The 14,772-nt window shown below is 62.1% G+C and carries 16 protein-coding genes; 13 read left to right on the forward strand and 3 right to left on the reverse strand.

The features are described from left to right. Window positions 1-27: 27 nt before the first annotated feature. The 7 genes from obgE to modC all read left to right on the forward strand — a co-directional run bounded on the left by obgE (window position 28) and on the right by modC (window position 7,382). Window positions 28-1,104, forward strand: coding sequence for a GTPase ObgE (gene obgE, locus ACD590_RS22020; RefSeq protein ID WP_439003359.1), 1,077 nt, complete (start codon window positions 28-30; stop codon window positions 1,102-1,104). Further along, window positions 1,091-2,260: a glutamate 5-kinase gene (gene proB, locus ACD590_RS22025; RefSeq protein ID WP_439003360.1), complete on the forward strand. Its 1,170-nt coding sequence runs from the start codon at window positions 1,091-1,093 to the stop codon at window positions 2,258-2,260. Before obgE ends, proB begins: the two co-directional genes overlap by 14 nt. Further along, window positions 2,253-3,536 (forward strand): glutamate-5-semialdehyde dehydrogenase, encoded by a 1,284-nt coding sequence (locus tag ACD590_RS22030; RefSeq protein WP_130718333.1) that lies wholly within the window; start codon window positions 2,253-2,255, stop codon window positions 3,534-3,536. Before proB ends, ACD590_RS22030 begins: the two co-directional genes overlap by 8 nt. Continuing rightward, the gene (locus ACD590_RS22035) at window positions 3,511-4,173 is read left to right on the forward strand and encodes a nicotinate-nucleotide adenylyltransferase (RefSeq protein WP_028734117.1); all 663 of its coding nucleotides are present in this window, start codon (window positions 3,511-3,513) and stop codon (window positions 4,171-4,173) included. Before ACD590_RS22030 ends, ACD590_RS22035 begins: the two co-directional genes overlap by 26 nt. 526 nt (window positions 4,174-4,699) lie before the next feature. Then, on the forward strand, window positions 4,700-5,491 hold the full coding sequence (gene modA / locus ACD590_RS22040; RefSeq protein WP_439003361.1) for a molybdate ABC transporter substrate-binding protein: 792 nt from the start codon (window positions 4,700-4,702) through the stop codon (window positions 5,489-5,491). 125 nt (window positions 5,492-5,616) lie between these two features. Further along, on the forward strand, window positions 5,617-6,318 hold the full coding sequence (gene modB, locus ACD590_RS22045; protein WP_028734115.1) for a molybdate ABC transporter permease subunit: 702 nt from the start codon (window positions 5,617-5,619) through the stop codon (window positions 6,316-6,318). Next, complete coding sequence (modC, locus tag ACD590_RS22050; protein ID WP_028734114.1) at window positions 6,315-7,382, forward strand: molybdenum ABC transporter ATP-binding protein; 1,068 nt, start codon at window positions 6,315-6,317, stop codon at window positions 7,380-7,382. The genes modB and modC overlap by 4 nt, the downstream gene beginning before the upstream one ends. Here the strand turns inward: modC and ACD590_RS22055 are convergent, their stop codons facing one another. After that, the gene (locus tag ACD590_RS22055) at window positions 7,383-7,760 is read right to left on the reverse strand and encodes a winged helix-turn-helix domain-containing protein (protein WP_018244112.1); all 378 of its coding nucleotides are present in this window, start codon (window positions 7,758-7,760) and stop codon (window positions 7,383-7,385) included. It abuts the gene before it with no gap. Window positions 7,761-7,964: 204 nt separating this feature from the next. Here ACD590_RS22055 and rsfS point away from each other — a divergent pair, with 204 nt between their 5' ends. The 6 genes from rsfS to ACD590_RS22085 all read left to right on the forward strand — a co-directional run bounded on the left by rsfS (window position 7,965) and on the right by ACD590_RS22085 (window position 13,760). Then, window positions 7,965-8,414 (forward strand): ribosome silencing factor, encoded by a 450-nt coding sequence (rsfS, locus tag ACD590_RS22060; RefSeq protein WP_018244113.1) that lies wholly within the window; start codon window positions 7,965-7,967, stop codon window positions 8,412-8,414. Between the two features lie 118 nt (window positions 8,415-8,532). Further along, window positions 8,533-9,015: a 23S rRNA (pseudouridine(1915)-N(3))-methyltransferase RlmH gene (gene rlmH, locus ACD590_RS22065; RefSeq protein WP_018244114.1), complete on the forward strand. Its 483-nt coding sequence runs from the start codon at window positions 8,533-8,535 to the stop codon at window positions 9,013-9,015. A gap of 187 nt (window positions 9,016-9,202) precedes the next feature. Then, on the forward strand, window positions 9,203-10,603 hold the full coding sequence (locus ACD590_RS22070; RefSeq protein WP_439003362.1) for a murein hydrolase activator EnvC family protein: 1,401 nt from the start codon (window positions 9,203-9,205) through the stop codon (window positions 10,601-10,603). Beyond that, a complete protein-coding gene (locus ACD590_RS22075) occupies window positions 10,593-11,915 on the forward strand; it encodes a S41 family peptidase (RefSeq protein WP_017995549.1) in 1,323 nt (440 codons plus the stop codon). Before ACD590_RS22070 ends, ACD590_RS22075 begins: the two co-directional genes overlap by 11 nt. Window positions 11,916-11,992: 77 nt before the next feature. Then, complete coding sequence (locus ACD590_RS22080; RefSeq protein WP_439003363.1) at window positions 11,993-13,189, forward strand: divergent polysaccharide deacetylase family protein; 1,197 nt, start codon at window positions 11,993-11,995, stop codon at window positions 13,187-13,189. A 37-nt stretch (window positions 13,190-13,226) separates the two neighbouring features. Continuing rightward, the gene (locus ACD590_RS22085) at window positions 13,227-13,760 is read left to right on the forward strand and encodes an RNA pyrophosphohydrolase (RefSeq protein WP_439003364.1); all 534 of its coding nucleotides are present in this window, start codon (window positions 13,227-13,229) and stop codon (window positions 13,758-13,760) included. An 86-nt stretch (window positions 13,761-13,846) separates the two neighbouring features. Here the strand turns inward: ACD590_RS22085 and bfr are convergent, their stop codons facing one another. Both bfr and ACD590_RS22095 read right to left on the reverse strand, forming a co-directional pair. Next, window positions 13,847-14,332, reverse strand: coding sequence for a bacterioferritin (gene bfr, locus ACD590_RS22090; RefSeq protein WP_017966050.1), 486 nt, complete (start codon window positions 14,330-14,332; stop codon window positions 13,847-13,849). Next, window positions 14,298-14,696, reverse strand: a complete 399-nt coding sequence (locus ACD590_RS22095; protein ID WP_018244118.1) for a (2Fe-2S)-binding protein — start codon at window positions 14,694-14,696, stop codon at window positions 14,298-14,300. Before ACD590_RS22095 ends, bfr begins: the two co-directional genes overlap by 35 nt. Window positions 14,697-14,772 lie beyond the last annotated feature (76 nt).

Genomic DNA, 14,772 nt, shown 5'->3' on the forward strand with positions numbered 1-14,772 from the left:
CAACTGCCACTGAATATTGGAAGTAAAATGAAATTTCTCGACGAAGCAAAGGTCTATATCAAGTCCGGGGACGGCGGCGGCGGCAGCGTTTCCTTCCGACGCGAGAAATTCATTGAGTTCGGCGGCCCGGATGGCGGTGACGGCGGGCGCGGCGGCGACGTCTGGGTCGAGGCCGTCAACGGCCTGAACACGCTGATCGATTTCCGCTATCAGCAGCATTTCAAGGCGACGATCGGCACCCATGGCATGGGCAGAAACCGCACCGGCGCCAATGGCAGCGACGTGACGCTCAAGGTTCCGGTCGGCACTCAGATCTTCGAGGAAGATCAGGAAGCGCTGATCTGCGACCTGACTGTCGAAGGCCAGCGTTACTGTCTCGCTCATGGCGGCAATGGCGGCTTCGGCAACGCCCATTTCAAGACTTCGGTCAATCAGGCGCCGGATTGGGCCAATCCCGGTCTGCCCGGCGAGGAAAAGACCATCTGGCTGCGCCTGAAGCTGATTGCCGATGCCGGCCTCGTCGGCCTGCCCAATGCCGGCAAGTCGACCTTCCTGGCTGCCGTCACCCGCGCCCGGCCGAAGATCGCCAACTATCCCTTCACCACGCTGCATCCCAATCTCGGCGTCGCCACCATCGACGAGCGCGAATTCATTCTTGCCGACATTCCGGGCCTGATCGAAGGCGCCCATGAAGGGGTCGGCATCGGCGACCGTTTCCTCGGCCATGTCGAGCGCACCCGCGTGCTGCTCCACCTCATCTCGGCCCAGGAGGAAAAGGTCGGCAAGGCGTATAAGACGGTCAAGCACGAGCTCGAAGCCTACGGAAACGAGCTGGCCGACAAGGCTGAGATCGTGGCGCTGTCGCAGATTGACGTGCTCGACGATGCCGAACTGAAGAAGAAGACCAAGGAATTGGCCAAGGCCTGCGGCAAGACGCCGTTCCAGATTTCGGCCGTCACCGGCAAGGGCATGACCGAGGTGCTGCGCGCACTCCGCGACATCATCGTCGAGGCCAATACCGAAGAGAAGCCGGCCAAGGTGCCGAAGCTGCGCCATCGCGACATGGTCGTCACCGATGAGGGCGAGGACGATGACCAGCCGTAAGCCGCATGGCCGCTACCGCCGCATCGTCATCAAGATCGGCTCTGCGCTTCTGGTCGACCGCAAGGCCGGGCTGAAGAAGGCTTGGCTCGATGCCATGTGCGCCGATATCTCCAGCCTGAAGGCCAAGGGCATCGACGTGCTCGTCGTCTCCTCGGGCGCAATCGCGCTCGGCCGCTCGGTGCTCGACCTGCCCTCGGGCGCGCTGAAGCTGGAGGAAAGCCAGGCTGCGGCTGCCGTCGGCCAGATCGCGCTGGCGCGCGCCTGGTCGGAAAGCCTGTCGCGCGACGAGATCGTCGCCGGCCAGATCCTGCTGACGCTCGGTGATACCGAGGAGCGCCGCCGCTATCTCAATGCGCGCGCCACCATCAATCAGCTCCTGAAGATCGGCGCCGTGCCGATCATCAACGAGAACGACACCGTCGCCACCAGCGAGATCCGCTATGGTGACAACGACCGGCTGGCCGCCCGCGTTGCGACGATGACCGGCGCCGATCTGCTCATCCTTCTCTCCGATATCGACGGCCTCTACACCGCACCACCGCATCTCGATCCGAACGCGACGTTCCTCGAGACGATTGCCGAAATCACCCCCGAGATCGAGGCGATGGCCGGCGGAGCCGCTTCGGAACTTTCGCGCGGCGGCATGCGCACCAAGATCGATGCCGGCAAGATTGCGACGGCATCAGGCTGCGCGATGATCATCGCCTCCGGCAAGACCGACAATCCGCTGTCGGCGATCGAAAACGGCGCGCGTTCCTCCTGGTTCGCGCCATCGGGCACACCCGTTACCGCCCGCAAGACCTGGATTGCCGGGCAGTTGCAGCCGGCCGGCGAACTGCATGTCGATGACGGCGCCGTCGTTGCCCTCGGGGCCGGCAAAAGCCTGCTTCCAGCCGGCGTGCGCAGCGTTTCCGGCCTCTTCAGCCGCGGCGATACGGTGGCGATCATCGGCCCGGCCGGCCGCGAGATCGCCCGCGGCCTGGTAAGCTACGATGCCGACGACGCCCGTCGGATTGCCGGCCGCAAGTCGGCGGAGATCGCGGCCATTCTCGGTTATGCCGGGCGCGCCGCCATGGTCCATCGCGACGACATGGTAATGACCGCGCAGGTCGGTTCGAAATCGGAAAGGCAGAAGAAGGACGCGAGCTATGCTTGATACCGTTGCGCCAAGCCCTGACATTGACGCGCTGATGAACGACATCGGCCGCAAGGCAAGGGCTGCAGCACGACCACTGAGCTTTGCGTCCACTGAGGCCAAGAACAGCGCATTGAATGCCATGGCCGATGCGATCCTAGCGAACAAGGCGCATATTCTTGCCGAGAACGCCAAGGACCTGAAGGACATCGAAGGCACCGAGATGCTCGCTTCCTTCATCGACCGGCTGACGCTGAATGACAAGCGCGTTGCCGAAATGGCGGAGGGAATCCGCGCCATCGCCGCCCTTGCCGATCCGGTCGGCGAAGTCATTGCTGCCTGGGACCGGCCGAACGGGCTGAAGATCGAACGGGTCCGCACACCCCTCGGCGTCATCGGCGTGATCTTCGAAAGCCGGCCGAACGTCACTGCGGATGCCGGCGCCCTCTGCCTCAAGGCGGGTAATGCCGTCATTCTGCGTTGCGGCTCGGATTCGCGCCGTTCATCGCAGGCTATCCATGCCTGCCTGGTCGAGGGCCTGAAGGCGGCGGGACTTGCAGAGCATGCTATCCAGCTCGTGCCGGTCACCGACCGCGCTGCAGTCGGCGCCATGCTGCGCGGCCTCGACGGCGCGATCGACGTCATCGTGCCGCGCGGCGGCAAGAGCCTCGTCGCCCGCGTGCAGAGCGAGGCCCGCGTGCCGGTTTTTGCCCATCTCGAAGGCCTTTGCCACATCTATGTCGATGCCTCGGCCGATATCGAAATGGCGAAAAAGATTATCGTCAACGCCAAGATGCGCCGCACCGGCATCTGCGGCGCGGCCGAAACCCTGCTCGTCGATGGCGCCGCGATCGGCACGCATCTGACGCCGCTGCTCGAGGTTCTGACCGAGGCCGGCTGCGAAATCCGCGCTTCGCCGACGGTGCTGAAGGTCGCGCCCGGCATGAAGCCCGCGACCGAGGAGGACTGGTCGACGGAATATCTCGACGCGATCATTTCGGTTGCCGTCGTCGACGGCATATCGGGCGCCATCGCCCATATCCAGACATATTCCTCCAACCACACCGAGGCAGTTATCGCCGAGGACCCTGAGGTCGTCGCGCGTTTCTTCACCGAGGTCGATTCGGCGATCCTGCTGCACAACGCCTCGACGCAATTTGCCGATGGCGGCGAGTTCGGCATGGGTGCAGAAATCGGCATCGCCACCGGCAAGATGCATGCCCGTGGGCCTGTCGGTGTCGAACAGCTCACCTCTTTCAAATATCGGGTGCATGGTGCCGGACAGACGCGGCCCTGACGTGACGACCGAGAATGTGGACCGGCACTATCTCCGCATGCCGCACAGCGAGCGCGGCATGGTCGTCGGTCTGTTCGGTGGTTCGTTCAATCCACCGCATCAGGGCCACGCGCTCGTCGCCGAAATCGCCATCAAGCGGCTTGGCCTCGACCAGCTCTGGTGGATGGTCACCCCCGGCAATCCGCTGAAGAGCCGCAACCAGCTCGCCCCGCTTGCCGAGCGCATTGCCGAAAGCGAGCGTGTTGCCGCCGATCCCCGCGTCAAGGTCACCGCCTTCGAACAGACGTTCGGCGTCAGCTACACCGCCAACACGCTTGCCCGCGTCAAGGCGCGTAATCCGCATGTGCATTTCATCTGGATCATGGGCGCAGACAGCCTGCAGACCTTTCACAAATGGCAGAAATGGCAGGAGATTGCCCGCACCTTCCCGATCGCGGTGATCGATCGGCCGGGCGCGACGCTTTCCTTCCTCTCCTCGAAAATGGCCAGGACCTTCGATTTCGCCCGTGTTGACGAGGATGACGCGCGTGTTCTCTGGAAGAAGCGTGCGCCGGCCTGGACCTTCATCCACGGGCCGCGCTCCGGCCTGAGTTCGACGGCAATCCGCAACGGCTCGTCGCACGCCGACGCCGAATAGAGCGCCCCGCGCCCAGCAAGACGCATGCGCCGGCCTGATTTCAGAATATCCTGGAAACGAGAAAGCCCGACGGGGGAGGAGATCCGTCGGGCTTATAAACTCGATCGACAACTGGGAGGAGGAGTGTTGTCGACCCTATCGAACGGCTATGGGAGGAGGAGAAGCCGTGTCGATGAGTATGTTTTATCATATTCGACAAAAAGGTGAATATCGATTGGTGCATTGCAGCAATGCATAGGATGCAAATCTCGAGGTGAATTTGGCTTCCCCATTGCCGTTTTTATTAGCAAAAATTAAGGAACTGGTCCCGGCGGCCGGCAGTCCTTGCGGTTTGCAAACTGTCTCCCAGGTATTTTCACCCTACTGATCTCACTTTCGGCGGAAGCCATGCACCTCACGAATGCGTGAACATCGCGCTGCTGCGAACGCGAGCGCCCAATACGGTTATATTTTCTTGGATATATCCCTAGCCAAGGCGTGTGGCTCGTTATATTCGTCGCAATATTTCGAACCCCGGGGAATAATCATGCAAAACCGTCGCCAATGGATGAAACTGGCAACCGCCGCGATCTCGGCCCTCTGGCTTGGCGCGACAGCGCTTCCGACGCCTGCCGCCGCAGCCGAAAAGCTCACTATCTTTGCGGCAGCGAGCCTCAAGAATGCGCTCGACGCCGCCAATGCCGCCTGGACGAAGGAAAGCGGCAAGGACGCCGTCGCTTCCTATGCCGCGAGCGGCGCGCTGGCCAAGCAGATCGAAAACGCCGCCCCTGCCGATGTCTTCATCTCGGCGGACCTCGACTGGATGGAGTATCTCGCCAAGAAAAGCCTGATCAAGGCCGATACCCGCTCCAACCTGCTCGGCAATAAGATTGTGCTCGTGGCGGAAAAGGACAAGGCAAAACCGGTCGAGATCAAGCAGGGCTTCGATCTCGCAGGACTCCTCGGTGGCGGCAAGCTTGCCATGGGTGAGCCGAAATCGGTTCCGGCCGGTAAATACGGCATGGCCGCGCTCGAAAAGCTCGGCGTCTGGAAATCAGTGGAAAGCAAGGTCGCCGGCGCCGAAAGCGTGCGCGCCGCCCTTGCCCTCGTCTCGCGCGGCGAAGCGCCTTATGGCATCGTCTATCAGACGGATGCCGCGGCCGATAAGGGTGTCGCCATCGTCGGCACATTCCCCGCCGATTCCCACCCGCCGATCATCTATCCGATCGCAATCCTCGCCGAGAGCAAGAACCCGGATGCATCCGCCTATCTCGACTTCCTGAAATCCGACAAGGCGGCCGCCTTCTTCACGGCGCAGGGTTTCACCATCCTGAAGTGATATGGGCCTGAAATGATCTGGGCTTCAAGTGATTGAGGGCTGAAATGATTGCGGAATCGTCGGCCGCAGCTTAGCGTGAGGGCTCGCCACGGCGAGCCTTCGATTTTCCGGGGAGACCGCTGCATTTGGACATGTTGGGCTTGAGCGATGAGGAATGGACGGCGATCCTGCTCAGCCTGCGCGTCTCGATTGTCGCCATGCTGGCGAGCCTGCCCTTCGGCATCCTCGTCGCCCTGCTGCTTGCCCGCGGCCGCTTCTGGGGTAAATCGCTGCTGAACGGCGTCGTTCACTTGCCGCTGATCCTGCCCCCGGTCGTCACCGGTTTTCTTCTCCTCATCCTGTTTGGCCGCCGCGGTCCGATCGGCAGCCTGCTCGACCAGTATTTCGGCATCGTCTTGTCTTTCCGCTGGACGGGTGCTGCACTGGCCTGCGCCATCATGGCCTTTCCGCTGATGGTGCGCAGCATCCGCCTGTCGATCGAGGCGGTCGACCGCAAGCTGGAAGAGGCGGCTGGAACGCTCGGCGCCGGCCCTCTCTGGGTCTTCCTGACGATCACTTTGCCGCTGACCCTGCCCGGCATCATCGCCGGCATGATCCTTTCCTTCGCCAAGGCGATGGGCGAATTCGGCGCGACGATCACCTTCGTCTCCAACATTCCAGGCGAAACCCAGACGCTGTCGTCGGCGATCTATACCTTCACCCAGGTGCCTGGCGGCGATGCCGGCGCGCTCCGCCTGACGCTCGTCGCCATCGTCATTTCCATGGCCGCCCTGCTCGCCTCCGAATTCCTTGCCCGTCTCGCCGGCCGGAGGATCGATCCGGAATGACGCTGATCGTCGAGGCAAAACAGAGGCTCGGCGCCTTTTCGCTCGATGCCGCCTTCACCTCCGAGCGCGGCGTCACCGCGCTGTTCGGCCGCTCCGGCTCCGGCAAGACCTCGATGATCCGCATCATCGCCGGCCTCGCCCGCCCGGACGAAGGCCGCGTCGTCCTGGACGGCGAGCCCCTGACCGAAACCGCAACCGGTATCTTCGTCCCGAAACATCGCCGCCGCTTCGGTTATGTCTTCCAGGAGGCCCGGCTTTTCCCGCATCTCAGCATTCGCGCCAATCTCTCCTATGGCCGCTGGTTCGCGGCGAGACCGGCACACGGCGAGAGCTTCGATCACATCGTCGACCTGCTCGGCATCGAGACGCTGCTGGAGCGCAGCCCCGCGAAACTCTCAGGCGGCGAGAAGCAGCGCGTCGCCATCGGCCGCGCACTTCTCTCCTCGCCCCGCCTGCTGTTGATGGACGAGCCGCTCGCCGCCCTCGATGATGCGCGCAAGGCCGAGATCCTGCCTTATCTCCAGCGATTGCGCGACGAAACCGACATCCCGATCGTCTATGTCAGCCATTCGATCGCCGAGGTGGCGCGGCTGGCAAACCAGGTCGTCGTCATGCGCGACGGCAAGGTGGAAGCGACAGGCCCCGCGATCGACATATTGAGCCGCCCCTCCGCCGCCTCCGAGCGGCGCGAGGCGGGCGCGCTGCTGGAAGGCACGGTGGAAAGCTTCGATGCGCTTCACCGCCTGTCGACTATCGCGCTGAAATCCTGCCAGCTCCATATTCCCGGTGCCGCCCTTGCGCCCGGCAAATCGGTCCGCATCCGCATTCCCTCCCGCGATGTCATGCTGGCGACCGCAAGGCCCGAGGGGCTCAGCGCGCTGAATATCCTGGAAGCAAGGATAGAAGCGATGTCGTCGACCGAGGACGGAACGGTGGAAATCCGGCTCGATTGCGGCGGCGATATCATTCTTTCCCGGATCACCACACTGTCCTGCGAGCGTCTGGATCTTCGACTGGGAAGGGCGGTCTTCGCCGTCATCAAGACAGTTGCCCTGGAGGCCTGATCAGCCGCGCTCGCCCTGCTGCAGGTTACGCTTGCCCTCGAGCCAGGCGAGATCTTCGGCAAGGCTGGTGCGCATCGTCCTTTCCATCCGGCGGAAACGCGCCAGCAATTCCTCGCCGAACGGCGTCAGCGCCGCGCCGCCGCCCTTCTGCCCGCCGCGCTGCGATTCCACCACCTGTTCAGAGAACATCCGGTTCATCTCGCTGACCAGCAGCCATGCCCGGCGATAAGACATGTCCATCGCCCGCCCCGCCGCCGAGATCGATCCGGTCTGGCGGATATGCTCCAGCAGTTCCATCTTGCCATGGCCGAGGCGATCCTCATCCGGGAAGCTGATTCGCAGGACGGGCACGAGTGTTTTTGCGGCTGAGTCGGTCATTGAATCGGGAGATCGTGGAATTTGCCGCACTTTACGCTGCGGCATGGAAACTGTACACCGCCCGCACGAGGCCGCCCCGAGCAGCCAAATACTTCAATTCGAACGGCAGATCGGATTTTCGGCCGTTCCGTACCTTAGCATGTCTTGAAACATTAATGGTTTGATGCCTATCTTAACCATGATCCGGTCTCGATCGGATCTGTGTTGTGCCTAGTTTGTCATTCCAGGAAAGGGAAAGCACTGACAACAGTACACGCCAAGGGAAAAACGTTCGCCGTTATCCCGAAGAGTGCGGAACGTGGCGCCGATGCCGCCGCCCGTGCCCTAGAAACCGTCCTCGCCAGCCTCGAGGACTCCAAAGCGGAAGATATCGTCACCATCGACATTGCCGGAAAATCGGCGCTGGGAGACTACATGATCGTCGTCTCCGGCCGCTCGAACAGGCATGTCATGGCGATCTCGGATCACCTGCTCACCGACCTTAAGGACGACGGCCTCGGTACGGCCCGCGTCGAAGGTCAGGAAGGCGGCGATTGGGTCCTGATCGACACTGGTGATATTATCGTGCACGTGTTTCGTCCCGAAATCCGCGAGTTCTACAACATCGAAAAGATGTGGGCGGCTCCGGATATGGATGAAGAAACACGGCACTGACAGGCGTGCCGGCATCTTGTCCGGCGCCTGAGACGTGGCATTGGCTGGCCGGAAAACATCACAAACCGGCCGGTGGCGTAGTGTGCGCCCGAAGTGCCGCATGAGCGGGAGCGGATGAATGCGAATAGGTCTTTTTGCGGTGGGACGGCTGAAGTCCGGCCCCGAAAAGGATCTTGTGGCCCGTTACCTGGACCGTTTTGCCAAGGCCGGCCCTGCCGTCGGCCTCGAATTCACCCGTGTTGCCGAAGTTGGCGAAAGCCGTGCCTCCAATGCGGAGACCCGCAAGCGCGAAGAGGCAGCGATGCTTTTGAAATCGCTTGCCGATGGCAGCATCCTCATTCTTCTCGATGAACGCGGCAAGGCGCTTGATAGCGAAGCCTTCGCAAACCTGCTCGGCTCCTATCGCGACCAGGGCAAACGAGAGCTCACCATCGCGATCGGCGGTGCCGACGGCCTCGATCCTTCGCTTTACGACCGTGCCGACGCCACGCTGTGCCTGGGCAAGATGACCTGGCCGCACCAGCTCGTGCGCACGCTGATCGCCGAGCAGCTCTATCGTGCCGTCACCATCCTGTCTGGTCACCCCTATCACCGTGTCTGATGCCGCATCGGCCCGATGTGTCGGCAAAGCGTCGGCCAATGCGTCGCAATGTCACGCAGCCGTGTTTGCTTGGCCACCCGTTCTCCTGCAAACGTTATGGCAAAGCGCATCAAATCAGCTTAGTCTCCGCGCGATTTGAGAAAGTGCCCCAACACGCATGACGAGAGCATCCACCAGGCGATACCGCATGATCCTCCCGGCTATCGCGGCCGGCGTCGGTGTGGCGGTGATTGTCGTGTCGGCAAATCCGTTCGTCGTCCGGGCGCAGGATGCCGTGCCCGAGGTGGCACAATCTGCACCGCAGCCGGCAGCCGAGCCGGCGCCACCCGATCCGGCCGCCGAACTTGCCGCCAAGCGTGATCAGACCCGTGCCGAACTCGAAACCCTGTCGAAGACGATCAGCCTCTCCACCGACAAGGTGAGCGCGCTTCAGCAGAGCATCGCCGATCTCGAAAAGAGCACCGAAAGCATCCGCCAGGCGCTGATTGATTCCGCCGCCCGCCGCAAGGCGCTCGAAAAGCAGATCCTCGAAAGCGAGAAGAAGCTTGCCGATCTCGGCGTCAAGGAGGATGGCATCCGCCGTTCCCTGCACGAGCGCCGCGGCCTGCTGGCCGAGGTGCTGGCAGCGCTCCAGCGCATGGGCCGCAACCCGCCGCCCGCTTTGCTCGTCACCCCCGATGACGCGCTCGCCTCCGTGCGCAGCGCCATTCTGCTCGGCGCCGTTGTGCCTGGCATCCGCAAGGAGACCGACAAGCTTGCCGCAGACCTCGCAAGCCTCGCCGCATTGCAGACTGCAAGCGCCGCCGAGAAGGCCTCCCTGACCGGGACGATGACTGATGGCATCGAGGAAGAGCGGCGCATGGACCTGCTGCTTGCCGAAAACGACAAGCTCAGCCGCAGCAATGCCGCCGAACTCGCGGCCGAAAGGAAACGTTCCGAGGAGCTGGCAGGCAAGGCGACCAGCCTTGAAGGCCTCGTCGCCTCGATGGAATCCGAGATCGCTTCGGTGCGGGATGCTGCCGCTGCCGCCCGCCAGGCGGAGGAGAACCGCAAGCTTATGACGGACGAGCAACGCGCTCAGGCCAAGGCTCTCGCCGACAGCGGTGTGCCCGATAAAAACCGCATTGCGCCCGCATATCCTTTCGGAGAATTGAAGGCGAAATTGGAGGTGCCCGTAGCGGGCGATATCCTGCGCCAGTTCGGCGATGCCGACGGCACCGGACACGAGGCCATGGGAATGACGGTCGCCACCAATCCGGAGACGGTGGTGACGGCGCCTGCGGATGGCCTGGTGGTTTTCGCCGGCGCATTTCGCAGTTACGGCCAGATGATCATCCTCGACGCGGGCGATGGGTACCACCTGGTTCTCTCGGGAATGGATACGATCAATACCCGTCAGGGAAAATTCGTTTTCTCCGGCGAGCCACTTGCCGTGATGGGCGCGAAAAGAGTGGCAAGCGCAACTGCATTGGCGCTGGAAACGAACCGGCCAACGCTTTACATTGAATTTCGAAAGGACGGTAAACCGGTCGATTCCCGGCCGTGGTGGACCGCCAAAGACACTGGAAAGGCACGCAATGATTCGTAGGGCTTCTCTTGTTCTGGTCGGCGCATTGATGGGTGCGACCGCAATGAGCGTCATTTACTCGGCGGGTGTGCCGGCAGAAGCGGCCGGATCCTCGACCTACAAGGAACTGTCTGTTTTCGGAGATGTCTTCGAGCGTGTGCGTGCGCAATATGTGACGCCGCCTGCGGAAGACAAGCTGATCGAGAACGCCATCAACGGCATGCTTTCCTCGCTCGATCCGCATTCGAGCTACATGAATGCGAAGGACGCCGAGGACATGCGCACCCAGACCAAGGGTGAGTTCGGCGGCCTCGGCATCGAAGTCACGATGGAAGATGAACTCGTCAAGGTCATCACCCCGATCGACGATACGCCCGCCGCCAAGGCAGGCGTTCTCGCCGGCGACTATATCTCCGAGATCGACGGCCAATCCGTGCGTGGCCTGAAGCTGGAAGACGCCGTCGAGAAGATGCGTGGCGCCGTCAACACGCCGATCAAGCTGACGCTGATCCGCAAGGGTGCCGACAAGCCGATCGAGCTGACGATCGTCCGCGACGTCGTCGCCGTCCAGGCAGTCAAGTCGCGTGTCGAGGACGATGTCGGTTATCTCCGCATCATCTCCTTCACCGAGAAGACCTATCCTGACATGGAAAAGGCGATCAAGAAGATCAAGGACACCGTTCCGGCCGACAAGCTGAAGGGTTATGTTCTCGACCTGCGCCTCAATCCGGGCGGTCTGCTCGACCAGGCGATCAATGTCTCCGATGCCCTGCTGCAGCGCGGCGAAGTCGTTTCGACCCGCGGCCGCAATCCGGATGAAACCCGCCGCTTCAATGCCGGCCCAGGCGACCTGACGGATGGCAAGCCGGTGATCGTGCTGATCAACGGCGGCTCGGCTTCCGCATCGGAAATCGTCGCCGGCGCTCTTCAGGATCTGCGCCGTGCCACCGTTCTCGGCACGCGCTCCTTCGGCAAGGGTTCCGTCCAGACGATCATCCCGCTCGGCGAAAACGGCGCGCTGCGCCTGACCACGGCGCTCTATTACACGCCGTCGGGCCGCTCGATCCAGGGTACCGGCATCACCCCCGACATCAAGGTCGAGGAGCCGCTGCCGCAGGAACTGCAGGGCAAGATGGTGACCGAAGGCGAATCCAGCCTGCGCGGCCACATCAAGGGTCAGAGCGAGACCGACGAAGGTTCGGGCTCCGTCGCCTATGTCCCGCCGGACCCGAAGGACGACGTTCAGCTGAACTACGCGCTCGACCTTCTGCGCGGCAAGAAGACCGATCCGGCCTTCCCGCCGAACCCAGACAAGGCCGTCGTCGCCAAGTAGTCGATCACATCAAGGCCGGGCACCTCGCCCGGCCTTGACCCTTTCTGCTGTTTCCCGGTTTTGGAGCGGGCGAAAAATTGGGAACGGACCTGCATACGCCCCTGGGCCGCAACCGCAAAGCCGGCCGCAAGCGTCCGGGTTTTCTGCGCCTGGGCCGCATCGCCGCCAGTCTTTGCCTTTTCGCCATAGGCGGCTTTTCCCTCTATACGGCATTTCGCGGCGATGGGCTCGAACGCACCAAACCGCCGGCGGCCGAACAAGCCGCAACACCCCCTGCCAATACGCCTCAGCCACCGACGGCCACCACGGGCCAAGCGGCCGACGGCATGCCACGCGCCGACCCGCGCTCGGGCGCCAATGTCGAGCAGATGGTCACCGGCGACGGCTCGGTTGTCACCAAATACAGCCCCCGCCCGCGCGACGGCAGCGGGCCGGTGCTGGTCGACGCCATGCAGATCGGCCAGGATCCGCGCATGGCAGCCCAGCCCAATGATGCGCTGCTCGAAGAAACGCCTTTTGGCAGGCTGCCGATCGTCGGCCCCGATGGCCGGCGGCCGATGGATCAATATGCGCGTCCCTCGTCCGGCGCGCGCGGCGTCCGCATCGCCATCGTCGTCAGCGGCCTCGGGCTCAGCCAGACCGGAACGCAGCGCGCCATCGCCGAACTGCCGGAAGAGATCACCTTCGCTTTCGCCGCAAGCGGCAACAGCCTGCAGCGCTGGATGCAGGAGGCCCGCCGCGGCGGTCACGAGATCCTTCTGCAAGTACCGCTCGAACCTTTTGATTACCCGGCGAACGATCCGGGCCCCGAAACGCTGCTGACCACGAAGTCGGCCGCCCGCAATATCGAGAACCTGCACAAGGCGATGGGCGAGATCACCAACTATACCGGCGTCATGAATTATCTCGGCGGCCGTTTCCTGTCTGATCCCGCCGCCATGGAGCCTGTCATGCGCGACATCGGCAAGCGCGGGTTGCTGTTTCTCGACGATGGCACATCAGCGCAGTCGAAGACGGCGGCGGTCGCCAAGGGAACCGAACTGCCCTATGCCTTCGCCAACCTGCAGCTCGACGGCCAGCTTGATATCAATGCCGTCCTGAAGAAGCTCGACGAACTCGAGCGCATTGCCCGCAAGAACGGCCAGGCGATCGGCGTCGCCTCGGCTTTTGATGAGAGCGTTGACGCCATCGCCAAATGGAGCGAGGAGGCTGCGATGCGCGGCATCGAGATTGTCGGCGTTGCCGCCCTTTCCAACGACCCCAGGAATCCTTGAGAGAATCCCTGAGAAGAATCCCAGAACGGAGAAGAAGATGAGCCAGGCGACCGTGAAAGCCGAGGATCTGCCCTACCGCCCCTGCGTCGGCGTGATGATCCTGAACCGCGATGGCCTCGTCTGGGCCGGGCGGCGCATCTCCGACGGCAATTCCGAATATGACGGCTCGCCGCAGCTCTGGCAGATGCCGCAGGGGGGCATCGACAAGGGCGAGGATCCATTGGACGCCGCCTACCGCGAGCTTTACGAGGAGACCGGCATCACGACGGTGACCCTGCTTGCCGAAGCGAGAGACTGGATCAACTATGATCTGCCGCCGGCACTGATCGGCATCGGGCTGAGAGGAAAATTCCGCGGCCAGACTCAGCGCTGGTTCGCCTTCCGCTTCGACGGCGACGACAGCGAAATCGCCATCAACCCGCCGCCTGGCGGCCACGAGCCGGAATTCGATGCCTGGGAATGGAAGCCGATGCAGCAACTGCCGGAGCTGATCGTGCCCTTCAAGCGCGCCGTCTATGACCAGGTGGTGGCCGAGTTCCAGCACTTGGAAACACTTCAATCGGAAGATTGATCACGGCAGGATGACTGCCTCCGTTTGTCTCGGCGGCAGGAATAGGGTCACCGGCCGCCATCGGCGGCCGGCATCTCGTTCGAATCTTATTCGGCTTCGTTGGCGGAATCGGCGTTGAGCTGGCCGTATTTGCTCTCGCCGATTTTCTCGAGCAGGTCGATCTGTGTTTCGAGGAAGTCGATATGACCTTCCTCGTCCGCCAGCAGCTCCTCGAAAAGTTTCATGGAAACGTAGTCGCCGGCGTCATGACAGATATCGCGCGACTTCTTGTAGGCCGTGCGGGCGTCGTACTCGCCGGCAAGATCGGCTTCCAGAACTTCCTTGACGTTCTGGCCGATGCGTAGAGGTGCGAGGGTCTGCAGATTGGGATGGCCTTCGAGGAAGATGATGCGTGCAACAAGCCGGTCGGCATGATGCATCTCTTCAATGGATTCGGCGCGCTCCTTCTTGGCGAGCTTGGTGTAGCCCCAGTCCTCAAGAAGACGATAGTGAACCCAATATTGGTTGACCGCGCCGAGTTCGAGGAACAACGCCTCGTTAAGCCGCTCGATGACCTTTTTGTCGCCTTTCAATGTCCGCTCTCCTGTTTTCCTCATGGAATTGTTTCAAGCGGGACATGAAATCAAATATTTCGGTCTCCGTCGAGTGGCGACGGGCGTGATATTCCTCGGTCGTCTGGATAATGATGTCGACGACATTGGGGAAGCAACCGCAGCAGCGGCCGCGTTTTTCCATGGCGTGATAGACCTTCGCAGGCACGATAAGCTGCCAACAATCTTCATCGAGAAGATTGGTGATAACCTCCCGGATTTCCTTATCGGTTATATAATTGCAGCTGCAGACAAGCACGTCTTCATTCCAAACATGACACTGACTATCGTGTTTTCTGCTAAAGAAGATGGTGGCTGTCAAGAAAAAATTCGAGTCCCGCAGCATTGAACAACGGTGTGCGAATGAGGCCTCATGCATATCGTTCGGGATTACGCAGCGGTTTCAGGGGGATGACGCTGTA

Source organism: Rhizobium sp. 862_C5_N1_2 (assembly GCF_051811205.1).
In the GTDB taxonomy this organism is placed as follows: Bacteria; Pseudomonadota; Alphaproteobacteria; order Rhizobiales; family Rhizobiaceae; genus Rhizobium; species Rhizobium leguminosarum.